The 17,926-nt window shown below is 53.1% G+C and carries 13 protein-coding genes and 1 pseudogene; 8 read left to right on the top strand and 6 right to left on the bottom strand.

Annotated features, from left to right (window positions below; genetic code table 11):
- Positions 1 to 33: 33 nt before the first annotated feature.
- The 4 genes from pflA to ycaO form a co-directional block, all read right to left on the bottom strand.
- A complete protein-coding gene (pflA, locus tag ACUTQW_RS01015; protein ID WP_004942624.1) occupies positions 34 to 774 on the bottom strand; it encodes a pyruvate formate lyase 1-activating protein in 741 nt (246 codons plus the stop codon).
- A 304-nt stretch (positions 775 to 1,078) separates the two neighbouring features.
- Positions 1,079 to 3,361 carry a formate C-acetyltransferase gene (pflB, locus tag ACUTQW_RS01010; protein ID WP_020438793.1) on the bottom strand — a complete coding sequence of 761 codons (2,283 nt, stop codon included), beginning with the start codon at positions 3,359 to 3,361 and terminating at the stop codon, positions 1,079 to 1,081.
- Between the two features lie 54 nt (positions 3,362 to 3,415).
- Entirely contained in the window at positions 3,416 to 4,276 is an 861-nt protein-coding gene (gene focA, locus ACUTQW_RS01005) for a formate transporter FocA (protein WP_020438794.1), read from the bottom strand.
- 492 nt (positions 4,277 to 4,768) lie between these two features.
- A complete protein-coding gene (gene ycaO / locus ACUTQW_RS01000; protein ID WP_006324549.1) occupies positions 4,769 to 6,532 on the bottom strand; it encodes a 30S ribosomal protein S12 methylthiotransferase accessory factor YcaO in 1,764 nt (587 codons plus the stop codon).
- A gap of 148 nt (positions 6,533 to 6,680) precedes the next feature.
- On the opposite strand from ycaO, the gene ansB (ACUTQW_RS00995) reads away from it, so the two are divergent.
- Complete coding sequence (ansB, locus tag ACUTQW_RS00995) at positions 6,681 to 7,727, top strand: L-asparaginase 2 (RefSeq protein ID WP_004942633.1); 1,047 nt, start codon at positions 6,681 to 6,683, stop codon at positions 7,725 to 7,727.
- Between the two features lie 247 nt (positions 7,728 to 7,974).
- Here ansB (ACUTQW_RS00995) and ACUTQW_RS00990 read toward each other — a convergent pair whose 3' ends face one another.
- Positions 7,975 to 8,256, bottom strand: coding sequence for a hypothetical protein (locus tag ACUTQW_RS00990; protein WP_006324550.1), 282 nt, complete (start codon positions 8,254 to 8,256; stop codon positions 7,975 to 7,977).
- A 1-nt stretch (position 8,257) separates the two neighbouring features.
- Entirely contained in the window at positions 8,258 to 8,836 is a 579-nt protein-coding gene (locus ACUTQW_RS00985; protein WP_037430556.1) for a hypothetical protein, read from the bottom strand.
- Positions 8,837 to 9,061: 225 nt separating this feature from the next.
- Between ACUTQW_RS00985 and ansB (ACUTQW_RS00980) the strand changes: the two are divergent.
- The 7 genes and pseudogenes from ansB (ACUTQW_RS00980) to ACUTQW_RS00950 all read left to right on the top strand — a co-directional run.
- A pseudogene (gene ansB, locus ACUTQW_RS00980) lies at positions 9,062 to 9,238 on the top strand (L-asparaginase 2); the annotation flags it as partial.
- Positions 9,239 to 9,676: 438 nt separating this feature from the next.
- Positions 9,677 to 10,762 carry a 3-phosphoserine/phosphohydroxythreonine transaminase gene (gene serC / locus ACUTQW_RS00975; RefSeq protein WP_004942642.1) on the top strand — a complete coding sequence of 362 codons (1,086 nt, stop codon included), beginning with the start codon at positions 9,677 to 9,679 and terminating at the stop codon, positions 10,760 to 10,762.
- A gap of 114 nt (positions 10,763 to 10,876) precedes the next feature.
- On the top strand, positions 10,877 to 12,163 hold the full coding sequence (gene aroA / locus ACUTQW_RS00970) for a 3-phosphoshikimate 1-carboxyvinyltransferase (protein ID WP_020438797.1): 1,287 nt from the start codon (positions 10,877 to 10,879) through the stop codon (positions 12,161 to 12,163).
- Between the two features lie 275 nt (positions 12,164 to 12,438).
- Positions 12,439 to 13,128, top strand: coding sequence for a (d)CMP kinase (gene cmk, locus ACUTQW_RS00965; RefSeq protein WP_006324556.1), 690 nt, complete (start codon positions 12,439 to 12,441; stop codon positions 13,126 to 13,128).
- A gap of 181 nt (positions 13,129 to 13,309) precedes the next feature.
- Entirely contained in the window at positions 13,310 to 14,983 is a 1,674-nt protein-coding gene (gene rpsA / locus ACUTQW_RS00960) for a 30S ribosomal protein S1 (RefSeq protein ID WP_004942650.1), read from the top strand.
- A 62-nt stretch (positions 14,984 to 15,045) separates the two neighbouring features.
- Positions 15,046 to 15,330 (top strand): integration host factor subunit beta, encoded by a 285-nt coding sequence (gene ihfB, locus ACUTQW_RS00955; RefSeq protein WP_004942652.1) that lies wholly within the window; start codon positions 15,046 to 15,048, stop codon positions 15,328 to 15,330.
- A gap of 253 nt (positions 15,331 to 15,583) precedes the next feature.
- Complete coding sequence (locus ACUTQW_RS00950; RefSeq protein ID WP_006324559.1) at positions 15,584 to 17,905, top strand: ComEC family protein; 2,322 nt, start codon at positions 15,584 to 15,586, stop codon at positions 17,903 to 17,905.
- The last annotated feature ends 21 nt before the right edge of the window (positions 17,906 to 17,926 follow it).

The following is a 17,926-nucleotide window of genomic DNA, read 5'->3' as shown; positions in this document are numbered from 1 at the left end:
CATTGCGCCGGTTTTTTTATCTCGACAAAAAGATCAATAAATCACTTTATGGCCGTAGCTTTCCAGAATGCCTTTGACGCGGTCCATCGTGTCCGCTTTTGGTGGATGGACGCCGTCCAGCTTGTACTCTTCCCCCATCGCCACCCATTTGTGCTTGCCGAGTTCGTGATAGGGCAGCAGCTCGATTTTCTCGATGTTGGTCATGTCCTTGGTGAACTCACCCAGCATGTGCGTTGACTTGTCATCGTCGGACCAGCCGGGCACCACCACATAACGGATCCAGGTGCGCTGGTTGCGTTTCGCCAGATAGCGGGCGAAGTCCAGCGTGCGGTGGTTGGAGACGCCGACCAGGTTCTGATGAATGTCGTCGTTCATCTGTTTCAGATCCAGCATCACCAGATCGGTGGCGTCCAGCAACTCGTCGATCACCGGATCGTAACGACGCACAAAACCGTTGGTATCCAGGCAGGTATTGATACCTTCCTGCTGGCACGCACGGAACCAGTCACGGACAAATTCGGCCTGCAAGATGGCTTCGCCGCCGGAGGCCGTCACGCCGCCGCCGGAAGCGTTCATAAAGTGCCGATAAGCGACGGTGTCTTTCATCAGCTCTTCTACGGTCACTTCTTTGCCGCCATGGGTGTCCCAGGTGTCGCGGTTATGGCAATACAGGCAGCGCATCAGGCAACCCTGGAAGAAAACGATAAAGCGGATCCCGGGACCGTCAACGGTGCCACAGGATTCGAAGGAGTGGATACGGCCTTTCACTGACATTGCAGGGGGTTCTCCAATATTGACTGTCAAACGCAGTCTAAAAGTAGGCTTATAACCGCCGGCCAGGGATCAGCGATGCAGCTACCGGATAGGCCCGGCGGCTGGGGTGGAACGATTCCTGCTGGCCGGTTATTGCGCCGGATAACTGTTTTGCCGGATATCCATCAATTTCATTCAGTATAGCTATCTGGCAAAACAGACTCGTGATGAGTCAGGGAAACTGCGTTTGTTAAAAGGGCCGGAAAGATCCGGCCCCGGTATTCAGCTTAACCACCGGGCGGGAAACCCCGCCCGGATGAGGCAATTACATCGACTGGGTGAAAGTACGGGTAATCACGTCTTGCTGTTGTTCTTTGGTCAGCGAGTTGAAACGTACGGCATAACCGGATACGCGGATAGTCAACTGAGGGTATTTCTCAGGGTTTTCCATCGCTTCCAGCAGCATTTCACGGTTCATCACGTTGACGTTCAGGTGCTGGCCGCCTTCGATGGAGGCTTCGTGATGGAAGTAACCGTCCATCAGGCCCGCCAGGTTGGCTTTACGCACGTCGTCATCTTTACCCAGAGCGTTTGGCACGATGGAGAAGGTGTAGGAGATCCCATCCTTCGCGTAAGCAAACGGCAGTTTGGCTACGGAGGTCAGGGAGGCTACAGCGCCTTTCTGGTCGCGGCCGTGCATTGGGTTGGCACCAGGACCGAATGGAGCGCCTGCGCGGCGACCATCTGGAGTGTTACCGGTTTTCTTGCCGTAGACCACGTTAGAAGTGATGGTCAGTACGGACTGGGTCGGTACCGCATTACGGTAGGTACGCAGTTTCTGAATTTTCTTCATGAAACGTTCTACCAGGTCACAAGCGATGTCATCAACGCGGGCATCGTTGTTACCGAACTGCGGGTATTCACCTTCGATTTTGAAGTCTGTCGCCAGGCCGTCTTCGTCACGGATGGTGGAGACTTTGGCGTACTTGATGGCAGACAGGGAGTCGGCCGCTACCGACAGACCGGCGATGCCGCAGGCCATGGTGCGGTAAACGTCACGGTCATGCAGGGCCATCAGCGCAGCTTCATAGCTGTACTTGTCGTGCATGTAGTGAATGATGTTCAGCGCGGTCACGTACTGTTTGGCCAGCCAGTCCATAAAGTGGTCCATGCGTTCCATGACTTTGTCATAGTCCAGCACGTCGTCCATCATTGGCGCTTCTTTCGGGCCTACCTGGATTTTCAGTTTTTCATCAACGCCGCCGTTGATGGCGTACAACATGGTTTTCGCCAGGTTGGCGCGGGCACCGAAGAACTGCATTTGTTTGCCGACGATCATCGGGCTGACGCAACAGGCGATGGCGTAGTCATCGTTGTTGAAGTCAGGGCGCATCAGGTCGTCGTTTTCGTACTGTACGGAGGAGGTGTCGATAGACACTTTCGCCGCGTATTTTTTGAAGTTCAACGGCAGCTTTTCAGACCACAGGATGGTCATGTTCGGCTCCGGAGACGGCCCCATGGTGTACAGGGTGTTCAGGAAACGGAAGCTGTTTTTGGTGACCAGCGTACGGCCGTCAACGCCCATACCCGCCAGGGATTCAGTTGCCCAGATTGGGTCGCCGGAAAACAGCTCATCATACTCAGGGGTACGCAGGAAGCGCACCATACGCAGTTTCATTACCAGGTGGTCAATCAGTTCCTGCGCTTGCTCTTCGCTCAGCTTGCCCGCTTTGATATCGCGTTCGATGAACACGTCAAGGAAGGTGGACACGCGGCCGAAGGACATTGCCGCGCCGTTCTGCGATTTCACCGCGGCCAGGTAGCCGAAGTAGGTCCACTGCACGGCTTCTTGCGCGGTAGTCGCTGGGCTGGAGATGTCGCAGCCGTATTTGGCGGCCATTTCTTTGATCTGGGCCAGTGCGCGGTGTTGTTCAGCGATTTCTTCACGCAGCTGAATGGTCATTTCCAGATCTTCGCCGTTTTCCAGCTTGCTCTGCAATGACTTGAACTGGTTCAGCTTGTCGGCCATCAGGAAGTCGATACCGTACAGCGCAACGCGACGGTAGTCACCGATGATGCGGCCACGGCCGTAGGCATCCGGCAGACCGGTCAGCACGCCGGATTTGCGGCAGTTCAGGATGTCTTTGGTGTAAACGTCGAATACACCCTGGTTGTGGGTCTTGCGGTAGTCGGTGAAGACTTTTTTCAGCTGTGGATCCAGTTCGCGGCCATAAACCTTGCAAGAACCTTCAACCATTTTGATGCCGCCGAATGGGATCAGCGCGCGTTTCAGTGGCTCGTCGGTCTGCAAGCCAACGATGGTTTCCAGTTCTTTGGCAATGTAGCCTGCGTCATGGGAAGTGATGGTAGCGACAACGTTAGTGTCGAAATCAACTGGCGCATGGGTGCGGTTCTCCAGTTTGATCCCTTCCATAACCTTGTCCCACAGGGTGGAGGTGGCCTGAGTTGCGCCAGCCAGGAAGGATTCATCACCCTCGTAAGGAGTGTAGTTTTTCTGGATGAAGTCACGAACGTTGACTTCATTCTGCCAGTCACCTTTGCTGAAACCTTCCCAAGCTTTGGCTAACTTCTCGTTAAGTTCGGTCATTATACACCTACCTTTAATTGTGGATTTCTAACTCGGCGCACGGTCACTAACAGCTTAATGCTGTTGTTCACCACCACGCAGATAAATTACCCAGTAAGTCAACCCAACCAGCAGGCCGCCGCCAATGATATTGCCAATGGTGACTGGGATCAGATTGTCGATGATGAAGTTGCTTACGGTCAGATGAGCAAACTGCTCGGGTGTTGCCCCTACGGCTTGCCAGAACTCTGGCGTGGCGAAGTGTTTAACCACGATACCCATAGGGATCATAAACATATTGGCGATGCTGTGTTCGAAACCGCTGGCGACGAACATGCCGACCGGCAGGATCATGGCGAACATTTTGTCCATCAGGCTGCGGCCGGAATAACTCATCCACACTGCCAGGCAAACCATCAGGTTAGCCAGAATACCGAGGCAGACCGCCTCAACAAAAGTGTGGTGCAGCTTGTGGTCAGCGGTTTGCAGGACGTTCAGGCCCCATTGGCCGTTGGCCACCATGTGTTCGCCGGAAAACCAGATGAGTGCCACAAATAACAGGGCGCCAATCAGGTTACCGATATAGACGTTCAACCAGTTGGCTGCCAGTTGGGACCAACTGATGCGGCCGCTGGCCTTGGCAATCACAATCAGTACGGTTGAGGTGAACAGGTCTGCACCTGAGACCACGACCAGCATTAACCCCAGAGAGAAACAGATGCCGCCGACCAGTTTTGCCAGGCCGAAGGGCACACCGGCAGTGCCGGTAGTCGCAGTGATATAAAATACGAACGCGATGGAAATAAAGACGCCGGCAGTGATCGCCAAATAAAAAGTTTTCAGCGGGTGCTTGGTGGCTTTATACACACCTGCATCTTCAGCGATTTTCGCCGTTGCCGCAGGTAATATCAGATCGAAGGGGTTGTCAGCTTTCACACTAACTCTCTCTCTTAAGGGTTAAAACAACGCAATGAGATACTAGCAAAGCAGTATAGGGTAAAAATTGATTTGGATCATAAGGCGAGGAACTAGAGGGGGCGAAAACCAGATAAATAGCAGGGTTAATTTAGTTAATTGTTTGATTTTAAAATGAAAACTATTTTTTAATGTTTGCAAATAATTTTGAATTGGCGGGATGAATACCCTTAATAAAGGTTAAATATTTATGTGTATTGTCTATTTTTGACGGCTAAATTTGACTTATCGGTTAATTATTATTTCACCAACCTGCAACAATTAACGTTTTGTTTGTCTTGTTTGTTGATAAGTGCGTAATTAGCCGGAAAAAATAAAAGAAGAAAAGAGGGATTTAACCGTCAAAATAAGATCTGGCTATTTTCTTTGCTGCGTTTACGAATGCGATGTACAGCGAACTCCCCCTTTAGGAGTGGCGCCGGCAGGCAAGCTGCCGACGCATTAAGACTGCGGTTATGCCTGTGCCCAGTGGCGGCGCTTGGCGTTTTGCAGTTTTTCGTAGGCCGCCAGCAGCGCCTGATGCGCCGGTAACGCTTTCAGATCGCTGTCGACAGCGAACAAGCCGTTAAAGCGCTCTTCGCCGCTGATGGCCGCAGAAGCGGCGTCGACCGCTTCCTGACCGTACATTTTCACGAAGGCACCGTAGTACTGCGCCGGATCGCGATCCGGCTCCTGCGTCAGCAGCAGCAGGGTTTGCAGGCAGCGGTAGTAGTTGCTGCGTGCCGGGCTCAATACCGATCCGTTAAAGTCCTGGGTCCATTCCGTCCAGATCAGAGCCTGTTCCATATCGCCGCCCGCGAGTGCCAGCATGGATTTCAGCTCGCCCACGCGCAGGGTGTGCCAGGCATTGTCTTTACCGGAGGCAATGCCCAACAACTCGCGCACGCGGGTGAAATCGTCCAGCCCTTCGTCATCCAGTCGCTCAATCAGCGCCAGATATTCTTGTGGCTCCCATTCGCTGCCCGGCAGTGCCAGCAGGGTATCACGCAGGTGCGCGCCCATGCTGTTATTGGCCAGCAACAGATCTTCCGCCGGGTAGATGTCGGACATGCCAGGTACGATGATACGGCAGGCGTAAACGTCCAGGTGCTCGTAGTCGGCGATGTACACTTCGGCGCTTTCTTTGTCGAAAATGCTCATCAGCGTGGCGAATTCTTCCTGCGTGCTGCCGCTGAAACTCCAGTCGACAAACGGGTAATCCGCATCCTGCTTGAACATGTCCCAGGAGATCAAACCGCTGGAATCGATAAAGTGGGTTTCCAGATTGGTGTGTTCGGCCACTTCTTCGTCATCGAAGGTTGGCGCGGTGAACACGTCCAGATCCTTCAGACTACGGCCCTGCAGCAGTTCAGTCACGGTACGCTCAAGCGCCACGCCGAAGTCGGGATGAGCGCCGAACGAGGCGAAACAGGTGCCGTTGGCCGGGTTGAACAGCACTACGCAGATTACCGGGTAGTTACCGCCCAATGAGGCGTCATAGGACAGGATCGGGAAGCCTTCCTGTTCCAGGCGGGCAATGGCTTCCACCACGCCTGGATAACGGTTCAGCACTTCGCTCGGGATCTCCGGCAGGCTGATGGATTCGGCGATAATGCGGTTTTTCACATAACGCTCGAATACTTCGGAAAGGCCCTGCACGCGAGCTTCGTTCGCGGTGTTACCGGCGGACATGCCGTTGGACACGTACAGGTTACCGATGATGTTCATCGGAATATAGACCGTCTGCTGGTCTGACTGACGGGAGAACGGCAGGGCGCAGATGCCGCGATCGCCGTTGCCGGATTGCAGATCGATCAGATCGCCGGCGGTCAGTTCTTGCTCTGGATCGTAGAACGCATGCAGGCGTTCGTCGAGGATGCCTTCCGGCAGCGAATCGTCGGCCGGGATCGGGAACCATTTCTCATTCGGATAATGCACGAAATCGCCTTCGGCAATTTGCTTACCCAGATAGAAATCGGCAAAGAAATAGTTGGTGGAAAGGCGCTCGAAGTATTCGCCCAAAGCGGAAGCCAGCGCGGCTTTTTGGCTGGCGCCTTTACCGTTGGTGAAGCACAGCGGGCAATCGCGATCGCGGATGTGAACCGACCATACGTGCGGCACCGGGTTCAGCCAGGAGGCTTCTTCGATATTAAAACCCAGATCGCTTAATTTCTGTTGGAAACGGGCGATGGAGTCTTCCAACGCGGCGTCTTTGCCAGGGATAAAAGTTTGCGTCATTGTCTTCACTTTTTGAGCGTACTAAAAACGCGCAATGATACGGGGTTTTACGCCCAAGCTCCATGTATTCCTAAAGCGACGGCAAAGTCACAGTTTTTTTAAGGATAAGGGCCATAATTCAGCGGGTTATCTATCAAGGAGAAACCTAATGAAATCAGTGAAACTCAGCGTTGTGGCACTATTCCTGGCGGGCGTAAGCGGTTCTGCGCTGGCATTGCCTTCCATCACTCTGTTGGCGACCGGCGGCACCATTGCCGGCGGCGGCGAATCGGCGACAAAATCCAACTATACGGCGGGCAAACTGGGCGTCGATGCGCTGGTGAATGCGGTGCCGGAGCTGAAAAACGTCGCCAATGTGCAGGGTGAGCAGGTAGTGAACATCGGTTCGCAAGACATGAACGATGAGGTGTGGCTGAAACTGGTGAAGAAAATCAACGCTGACTGCGGCAAAACGGACGGTTTTGTGATCACCCACGGCACCGACACGCTGGAAGAAACCGCTTATTTTCTCGATCTGACCGTCAAATGCGACAAGCCGGTAGTGATCGTCGGAGCGATGCGCCCGGCGACGGCGATGAGTGCCGACGGCCCGTTCAATCTGTATAACGCCGTGGTGACGGCGGCGGATCCGCAATCGGCCAAACGCGGGGTGCTGGTGGCGATGAACGACAGCGTGCTGGATGCGCGCGACGTGACCAAAACCAATACCACCTCGGTGCAGACCTTCCAGTCGCCCAATTTCGGTCCGCTCGGTTATATCCATAACGGCAAGGTAGACTATCAGCGCTCACCGCAGCGCAAGCATACTACCGACACCCCCTTTGACGTATCCAGCCTGACCGAGCTGCCCAAAGTCGGCATTGTCTATAACTATGCCAACGCTTCTGATGCGCCGGCCAAGGCGCTGATTGCCGAAGGTTATCAGGGTATTGTCAGCGCCGGGGTCGGTAACGGCAACCTGTATAAAACGGTGTTTGATACGCTGGCGACCGCCGCACATAACGGCGTGGCGGTAGTGCGTTCTTCCAGAGTGCCGACCGGTTCCACCACGGAAGATGCGGAAGTGGATGACGCCAAATTCGGCTTTGTCGCCGCCGGTACGCTGAACCCGCAAAAAGCGCGGATCCTGCTGCAGTTGGCGCTGACTCAGACCAAAGACACCAAACAAATCCAACAGATGTTCAATCAGTATTGAGTAGCGATCTATGGGGGGCTCCGCTCCCCGTTTTTTGTAGCCGGGCTATGTTTTCGCTGGGGTAATGATGCAGGATACCGGTGCTGTAAGCCCCTGCGTTTTGAAACGGTGAAAAGCTTTGCAACAAGCAGGTATATCCATTTGGAAAGTGTTTTCAGAGGGGATAGCAATTATGTTTAGAATAATTATGGCAAATCTATAATGTTAAGTTGATTAGCCATAATTTTTTTTAAACCAGTTACTGTGATCAGAAATCGTAAGCGTTAATCGCTTTCAGTATGTTTTTATCTTTTTGGTATTTTGTATTTAGTTTTTCTTTCTGTTTTTCGGCGTTATTGCAAGTGGAATTAATTTCCTTCTCTATTTCTCGTTGTCGTTTTATCGGTAATGTTGAGTCCCACTCGCCGGAGAGATATTGGCAATCATCGGCGTTTTTTAGATACTCACTTACATCTTTTGGATATGTTTGAGATGCCTGAATGCATGAGGATAAAAGTAAAGTTGAAATGAAGAGTGCAGGTATTTTCATGTTATCGTCCATCCGTTGACCAGTGTGGTTTGTCTTTAGAGCCACCATGATATTTTATAACGCCGAAACTTTTTCCAACCTCATGCAACTGGAGATTCATACCATCAGTTGGAAGGCTATTGATAAGCACTGTTTCCCCCTTCTTGTTTTTCAGCTCTAAATTCCCAATCCATGAGATGTTCATATCTATAGCATTACCCTCAGTATGCCTACTTTTTAGGGCTGGGGCAACATTAAGACTCGTCATGCCATACTCTTTTACCATGTCTTTTGCCGCCTGAATGCTTTTGTTTCGATCAACTTTTCCATCACTGTTTTTATGACACCACTCTATATTAACGCCTGCTTTTTTTGGCACATCGTCAGGATTAATAAGTGCACGAGCGATTTTCCACGACCAATGCATAAGGTAGGCTCTTTCCGGTGGTCTCTGCGTTGCCGAGATAGTTATACGTGCACCCGCATTTTTTAAACTCTGTAAAAAAGCGTTAACGTTTGACTCGAATGTTGGGCTTAATGTTTTTGTTGAGTTACTGCCTTGAAAGCGAGATGTCCATTTTTTACCACTTAGTTCATACATTAAATAAATCCTTTTTTAAAAGCATCCAATAGAATAAAAGCATATTTTTAAATTTTTAGCAGATAACTATTAAATATGGAAAGCATTAAATATACACGGGTTAAAATTTCAGAATAGAGCGGGGGCTGTATTCTTATTTTTTAGATACGGTAGACACTATAGCCAATGCCAGAGGCAGTTCCGCCTGATTTAAACGTTCCGATTAATCCACTTAGTGGGGGGCATCGTCAGTCAAGAGTACCGACCGGTTCCACCAGGGAAGACGCGGAGGTGGATGACGCCAAATTCGGTTTTGTCGCCGCCGGTACGCTGAACCCGCAAAAAGCACGGATCCTGCTGCGGTTGGTGCTGATTCAGACCAAAGACGCCAAACGAATCCAGCAAATGTTTAATCAGTATTGAGTCGTGATCGACGGGGGCATCGCTCCCCGTTTTCTGTAGCCGGGCGATGCGGTAGGCAATCGCAGGCCGAAGCGGCGGGGATTAAGCCAGCAGCCTGATTGCGCCTCTGACGGATTCACGGCAACCTAATTTGCCCGCGTTGCTGCAATGGCCGGTGGATTGCAGCCTGGTCGAAGAGCCGGGTTAGCTGAATACAGCATAAAACACCGTGTTAACCCACTGAATTCCCCGATGGCACAGCGTTTTATCGCACAAAAAAACGCAGTGGCGACAGAGCCTGTTATTCCGTGCTGCGGTAGTTTGCTGCCTGCGGGTGAATAAGCATTGCAGCAGCGTTACGTGAGTGATAAAACCGATGCGTTGGTTAACTCGACAGTTAACTTTGGGCGTATTTCGGTTGGCCAGTCTCTTGGCGAATAGTGAATGTGGTGAGGGGAAATGACTCAGGTTTATAATTTTAGCTCTGGCCCGGCAATGCTGCCGGTTGAAGTGTTGCGTCGTGCGGAACAGGAACTGTGCAACTGGCACGGTCTCGGCACCTCGGTGATGGAAATCAGCCATCGCAGTAAAGAGTTTATCGAAGTTGCCCAGCAATCCGAACAGGATCTGCGCGATCTGCTGAAGATCCCCTCCAACTACAAAGTGCTGTTCTGCCATGGCGGCGCCCGTGCACAGTTTGCCGCATTGCCGCTGAACCTGCTGGGTGATAAAACCACTGCGGACTATATCGATGGCGGCTACTGGGCGCACAGCGCCATCAAGGAAGCCGAGAAATACTGCACGCCAAATACCATTGATGTGAAAACTACCGTTGACGGCCTGCTCGGTATCAAACCGATGAAAGAGTGGCAGTTGAACGACGATGCGGCTTATGTGCACTACTGCCCGAATGAAACCATCGACGGCATCGCTATCGATGAGACGCCGGACTTTGGCGACAAAGTGGTGATCGGCGATTACTCCTCCACCATTTTGTCCGGCCCGCTGGATGTCAGCCGCTTTGGCGTGATTTACGCCGGCGCGCAGAAAAACATTGGGCCGGCAGGCCTGACGTTGGTGATCGTACGTGACGATCTGCTGGGCAAAGCTCGCCGCGAAGTGCCGTCGATTCTCGATTATACCGTGCTGGCCGAGAACGATTCCATGTTCAATACGCCGCCGACCTTCGCCTGGTATCTGTCCGGCCTGGTGTTCAAGTGGCTGAAAGAACAGGGTGGTCTGGTGGAGATGCACAAGCGCAATCAGGCCAAGGCCGAGTTGCTGTACGCAACCATCGATAATTCTGATTTCTACCGTAGCCGCGTAGCACACGCCAATCGGTCCTGGATGAACGTGCCGTTCCAGTTGGCTGACTCGGCGCTGGACAAAGTGTTCCTCAGCGAAGCGGAAGCTATCGGCCTGCAGGCGCTGAAAGGTCACCGGGTGGTTGGCGGCATGCGTGCTTCTATTTACAATGCCATGCCGTTGGCCGGCGTGCGGACATTAACCGACTTTATGATCGACTTCGAACGTCGTCACGGTTAAGCCTCGCTGCCTGCTTTGCGCGGGCAGCTTTCGCTGTTGTCCTTTTGCATTAAAGCGGCTCCGGCATTTTCCCGGGGCCGTTTCGTTTATCAGATTTTGGAGAGTTTTGTTCACATGGTGGATTCCCTGACGTTACAACCGGTCGCCCTGGTCAATGGCACCGTCAACTTACCCGGCTCCAAGAGCGTGTCCAACCGTGCTCTGCTGCTGGCTGCGCTGGCGGAGGGAACGACCACGTTGACCAACCTGCTGGACAGCGACGACGTGCGCCATATGCTGAATGCGCTGCAGGCGTTGGGCGTGAGTTATCAGCTGTCCGACGATCGCACCACTTGTATCGTTGAGGGCGTTGCCGGCCCGCTGGTGGCCAGCGAGCCGCTTGAACTGTTCCTCGGCAATGCCGGTACCGCAATGCGCCCATTGGCGGCGGCGTTGTGTCTGGGTAGCGGCGATGTGGTGTTGACCGGTGAACCGCGCATGAAAGAGCGGCCTATCGGCCATTTGGTGGATGCACTGCGCCAGGGCGGCGCGCAAATTGATTACCTGGAACAGACCGACTATCCGCCATTGCGCCTGCGCGGCGGTTTTCACGGTGGCGACGTGACCGTCGACGGCAGCGTTTCCAGCCAGTTCCTGACCGCGTTGCTGATGACTGCGCCACTGGCTGAGCAGGACACGAATATCCATATCAAGGGCGAACTGGTTTCTAAACCGTACATTGATATCACGTTGCATCTGATGCGTACCTTCGGCGTTGAAGTTAGCCACGACAACTACCGCGTGTTCAATATTCAAGGTCGCCAAACCTACCGCTCCCCAGGGGATTACCTGGTAGAAGGCGATGCATCCTCCGCTTCTTATTTTCTGGCGGCGGCGGCGATTAAAGGCGGCACCGTACGCGTGACCGGCATCGGCAAGAAAAGCGTTCAGGGCGACACCAAATTTGCCGACGTGTTGGAGAAAATGGGCGCGCGCATTACCTGGGGCGATGACTTTATCGAATGCAGCCGCGGTGAGTTGCGCGGCATCGATATGGATATGAACCATATTCCGGACGCGGCGATGACCATTGCCACCGCAGCCCTGTTTGCCGAAGGGCCGACCACCATCCGCAATATCTATAATTGGCGGGTGAAAGAGACCGATCGCCTGGCCGCCATGGCGACTGAATTGCGCAAAGTAGGCGCTGAAGTGGATGAAGGTGAGGACTATATTCACGTGGTGCCGCCGGCGAAGCTGAAGTTTGCCGATATCGGCACCTACAACGATCACCGTATGGCGATGTGCTTCTCGCTGGTGGCGCTGTCGGATACCCCGGTGACCATCCTCGATCCGAAATGCACCGCCAAAACTTTCCCGGACTATTTTGAGCAGTTGGCGCGCATCAGCCAATTGGCGTAACCGGTAGTCAGATGATTTCTTTTAAGGCCCTTAACCGGGCCTTTGTCGTTTTTAATGCCTGGTCGCCGAGGCTTCTTCTATACTTTTCTGCGGTTATGCGCTTATTTTCAACAACCAGACAGTTCCAGGGTAACAGTTCGTCTCTGGGCAGCGTATAATACGCCACCGTATCTGCCTCGATTGGGCAGACGGCAGGGGCGTTCGTAATTATGCTTTCGCGTTGTGCTGACGGCGGGTTGCGTCCCTGTGAGGTTTTCTACCCGAAGGAGAGAGAAATGACGGCTACAGCCCCGGTGATAACCGTTGATGGACCAAGTGGCGCAGGCAAAGGCACTCTGTGTCAAGCGTTGGCCGAATCCCTTGGTTGGCGTTTGCTGGATTCCGGCGCGATTTACCGCGTGCTGGCGTTGGCGGCACTGCATCATCAGGTCGATATCACCTCTGAGGAGGCGCTGGTTCCGCTGGCCGCACATCTCGACGTCCGCTTTGTTGCCCAAGAAGGCAAACTGCAGGTCATTTTGGAAGGTGAGGATGTCAGTAATGAGATCCGCACTGAAACCGTCGGTAATACCGCCTCGCAGGCAGCGGCTTTTCCGCGTGTGCGCGAAGCTTTGCTGCGCCGTCAGCGCGCGTTCCGCGAAGCTCCCGGTTTGATTGCCGATGGCCGCGATATGGGTACGGTGGTGTTCCCCGATGCACCGGTAAAGATTTTCCTGGATGCCAGTTCAGAGGAGCGTGCGCACCGCCGCATGCTACAGTTGCAGGAAAAGGGCTTTAATGTTAACTTTGAACGTCTTTTAGCCGAGATAAAGGAACGGGATGACCGTGACCGCAATCGGCCTATCGCGCCACTGGTGCCGGCTTCCGATGCCCTCGTGCTGGATTCTACCAGCATGTCGATCGACGAAGTCATCCAGCGTGCGCTGACTTATGCACATGAAGTGTTAGCGTTGCCGCAGCAATAAACTGCAGCGACGTTATTGCTTTTTGTCATATTTGTCATAGCAGTATCGAACTATATCGGGTAAAATTTTACCCCTGTAACCTAAACCCTGTCGGCATGGAGCCAATGGCGGGGTATGTGAAACAACCCCATTCGGCGGGATGCTAAATGGACGTTAAACTATAGAACCCTGAAGATTAAACATGACTGAATCTTTCGCTCAACTCTTTGAAGAATCCCTGAAAACAATCGAAACCCGTCCGGGTTCCATCGTTCGTGGCGTTGTAGTTGCTATCGACAAAGACGTAGTACTGGTTGACGCCGGTCTGAAATCTGAGTCTGCCATCCCGGCTGAGCAATTCAAAAACGCACAGGGCGAGCTGGAAATCCAGGTAGGCGACGAAGTTGACGTTGCGCTGGACGCTGTTGAAGATGGCTTCGGTGAAACTCTGCTGTCCCGTGAGAAAGCTAAGCGTCACGAAGCTTGGATCACGCTGGAAAAAGCTTACGAAGAAGCTGAAACTGTCGTCGGTGTTATCAACGGCAAAGTTAAGGGTGGCTTCACTGTAGAGCTGAATGGTATTCGTGCGTTCCTGCCAGGTTCCCTGGTTGACGTGCGTCCAGTACGCGACACTCTGCACCTGGAAGGCAAAGAGCTTGAGTTCAAAGTCATCAAGCTGGACCAGAAACGCAACAACGTTGTAGTTTCTCGCCGTGCGGTTATCGAATCCGAAAACAGCGCAGAACGCGATCAACTGCTGGAAAACCTGCAGGAAGGCATGGAAGTTAAAGGTATCGTTAAGAACCTCACTGACTACGGTGCATTCGTTGATCTGGGCGGCGTAGACGGCCTGCTGCACATCACTGATATGGCTTGGAAACGCGTTAAGCATCCAAGCGAAATCGTCAACGTTGGCGACGAAATCACTGTTAAAGTGCTGAAGTTCGACCGCGAGCGTACTCGTGTTTCCCTGGGCCTGAAACAACTGGGCGAAGATCCATGGGTTGCTATCGCGAAACGTTACCCAGAAGGCACCAAGCTGACTGGTCGTGTAACCAACCTGACTGATTACGGCTGCTTCGTAGAAATCGAAGAAGGCGTTGAAGGTCTGGTACACGTTTCTGAAATGGATTGGACCAACAAAAACATCCATCCGTCCAAAGTTGTTAACGTGGGCGATGTAGTGGAAGTTATGGTTCTGGACATCGATGAAGAACGTCGTCGTATTTCTCTGGGCCTGAAGCAGTGCAAATCTAACCCATGGCAGCTGTTTGCAGAAACCCACAACAAGGGCGACCGCGTTGAAGGTAAAATCAAGTCTATCACTGACTTCGGTATCTTCATCGGCCTGGACGGCGGCATCGACGGCCTGGTTCACCTGTCTGACATCTCCTGGAACGTTGCAGGCGAAGAAGCAGTGCGTGAATACAAGAAAGGCGACGAAATCGCAGCGGTTGTTCTGCAAGTTGACGCAGAGCGCGAGCGTATCTCCCTGGGCGTGAAGCAACTGGCTGAAGACCCGTTCAATAACTACCTGTCTATGAACAAGAAAGGTACTATTGTTACTGGTAAAGTCACTGCAGTTGACGCCAAAGGTGCTACAGTTGAATTAGCAGGCGGCGTAGAAGGTTACCTGCGTGCATCTGAAGCCTCTCGCGACCGCATTGAAGATGCAACTCTGGTTCTGAATGTAGGCGACGACGTTGAAGCTAAATTCACCGGCGTTGACCGTAAGAACCGTGTAGTAAGCCTGTCCGTACGTGCTAAGGACGAAGCTGACGAGAAAGATGCTATCGCTACTGTTAACAACAAACAGGAAGAAAGCAACTTCTCTAACGCAATGGCTGAAGCTTTCAAAGCGGCTAAAGGCGAGTAATGACGGGGGGCGGTTTCTGACCGCCCCGATACGGTAGTTTAGCTGCAAAGCTTGGAGGACTCATGACCAAGTCTGAACTTATTGAAAGACTTGCTGGCCAGCAATCTCATGTACCGGCGAAAGCCGTTGAGGATGCAGTGAAAGAGATGTTAGAACACATGGCTGCAACGTTAGCCGATGGTGAACGCATCGAGATCCGCGGATTCGGCAGTTTTTCTCTTCACTACCGTGCTCCGCGCGTTGGTCGCAACCCGAAAACTGGTGATAAAGTTGAGTTGGACGGCAAGTACGTTCCTCACTTCAAGCCAGGTAAAGAGCTGCGTGACCGCGCCAATATCTATGGTTAATCACTGATTATCCATAGAGTTGTTGCTTGTAAAGAATATAAAACGGTGCCTCAGGGCGCCGTTTTTTTTTGCCTGCCGCTCAGCTGTTTTCTGATTTCTCGGCCTTCCGTTCTGATTTTTTTTGCGTGCTACGCCGCAGCTTAGCATCAATAAATGAAATCATTATCGTTAACCTGCAGCCTGTGCCGCGAGCCGTTGCATTGCAGCTGGCGGCTGCCTGAGTATGGGGGAACAATCCTGTCCATGGGGTGCGATGTGCAACAGTTGCACGTCCTTCTGTCGGACGGGAGAAAGGTCGATCAAAACTTCGCTGGATCTGGCGGTTATCGCCGTTGTCTGCGGCATTCTGCCGTTACTGGTGCTACCGCAATTACCCGATGCGTTAACAACTTTGTTGGTTGTTTTACCCGCTAGCTTGATGCTGCGTTTCCGTTGGGCGGGCTGTCAATTTATTGGTTGGGGAGCATTGGGATTTCTGTGGGCGACCTTCAATGCCGGTAATCTGGTGGCGCAAGTCGAACAACTGAGCCGCGGGCCGGAGGTGACCGCCGTGGTACAAGTTGCCGGCGTTACTTTGGTACCCGCTGCGAGCAAACAAACGCTGATGCGTATCGAACAGGTTGACGGGCGCTGGCTAACGCCATCAATTGCCTTTACCACCGTTTGGCGGCCGGAAGAACCGCAACTCTGTGCCGGGCAGCGTTGGGAACTCCGGCTGCGTCTGAGAGCGGTGCACGGAAAACTGAACGAGGGGGGCTTCGATAGCCAGCGTTGGGCGATGGCGCAACGTCAGCCACTGACTGCACAGGTGAAGCGTGCCAGGCTGTTGGAGGGGAGTTGCAACTGGCGGCAGCGTATTATCAGCCATGCCGAGAGCAACATGGGTGACCTGCGATATAAATCGGTATTGCTGGCTTTAGCGTTTGGCGAAAGAACCTCGCTGGCCCCTGAGTTACGCACTCTGATGCTGAAAACCGGCATTGCGCATCTGATGGCGATTTCAGGCCTGCACGTGGCTATGGCGGCCATATTGATTTGGCTGGCGCTACGGGCGGTTCAGTTCTTGTTGCCTGCACACCTGATCGGCTACCGCTTCCCATTGTTAGCCAGTTGGTTTGGTACCTTGGCGTATGTCTGGTTGGCTGGCGCACAGCCCCCGGCTGTGCGTACTGCCTTGGCGTTGACGCTGTGGATGTTGCTGCGCCTACGCGGTATTCACTGCACTTCCTGGCAGGTATGGCTGTGGTGCGTGGGGTTAATTCTGGTCTGCGATCCGCTGGCGGTACTGTCAGACAGTTTCTGGTTATCGGTACTGGCGGTGGCCTGCCTGATCTTTTGGTTCGAATGGATGCCGTTAAGTGCACGTTTCCGCTCTGCCTGGTACTGGGCACCGGTGCGTTGGCTGCACATTCAGTTTGGTATCACGTTGCTGCTGGTGCCGATGCAGGCCGCTTTGTTTCTCGGTCTGACGTTGACCTCTATGCCGGCGAATCTGTGGGCGGTACCTGTGGTTTCTCTGGTGACGGTTCCTTTGATTTTGATCGCGGTAATTTGTGGCGCCTTACCGCTATTGAGCGGCGGATTCTGGTGGCTGGCCGATTTGACACTGCTATGGGTGTTTACGCCGCTGCATTATTTGCAGCGTGGATGGGTCGATCTGGGCGCCGCCTCGCTGTTGGTCAGCGCAGCGGGTTGGTTGCTGGTTATATACTGGCGTTTTCACTGGTGGTTATGCTATACGGCAGGCTTGGCCGCTGTGGCGATATGTTGCGTGCTGTGGCGGGAAAAAGAACCCCCATATCGTTGGCGGGTCGACATGCTGGACGTCGGGCATGGCCTGGCGGTAGTGATCGAAAGAAACGGAAAGGGGATACTGTTCGATACCGGTGATCGCTGGGCGACGGGCAGTGCTGCGGAACGTCATATTTTGCCCATGCTAAACTGGCGGGGTATCGATCTGGAGCAAATTATCATCAGCCACGATCACCTTGATCATACCGGGGGTCTGGAAGAGGTAAGGCAAGCATTTCCACAGGCCAGGGTACGTAGCCCAATACTTGATCCGCTTCATTTACCCTGCGTGGCCGGCGAAAGCTGGCAGTGGCAATCACTGCAATTTCAGGTGTTATGGCCGCCGAAAGCGCTAAAGCGGCCGGTCAATGACGATTCTTGCGTGATCCGCGTTGATGATGGCCAATATAGCCTGTTACTGACCGGCGACGTGGAAAAGCAAGCGGAAGCGCAGTTGCTCAGATTACAACGCGATCGGCTGGCATCCACAGTGCTTCAGGTTCCACATCACGGCAGCAGGACGTCCTCGACGCCGCCGTTTCTGCGTGCGGTAGCGCCGGAGGCGGCTTTAGCGTCCGCATCTCGTTACAACAAATGGCGATTACCTGCCGTTAAAGTTATCGCCAGATATCTGGCAAATGGCATCATATGGCGCGATACTTCGCGGTCAGGTCAGATATCCGTGCTTTTTTTCGACAACGATTGGCAAATTAAAGGCTTTCGTGAACAATTAATGCCCCGTTGGTACCATCAGCGGTTTGGCGTAGAGGGTGATAATGAGTAAAATAGGCCGCTATTTCTTCCG

The sequence above is a fragment of the Serratia sp. TSA_7 genome (assembly GCF_052692135.1).
This window is presented reverse-complemented; position numbering and strand designations above follow the sequence as displayed.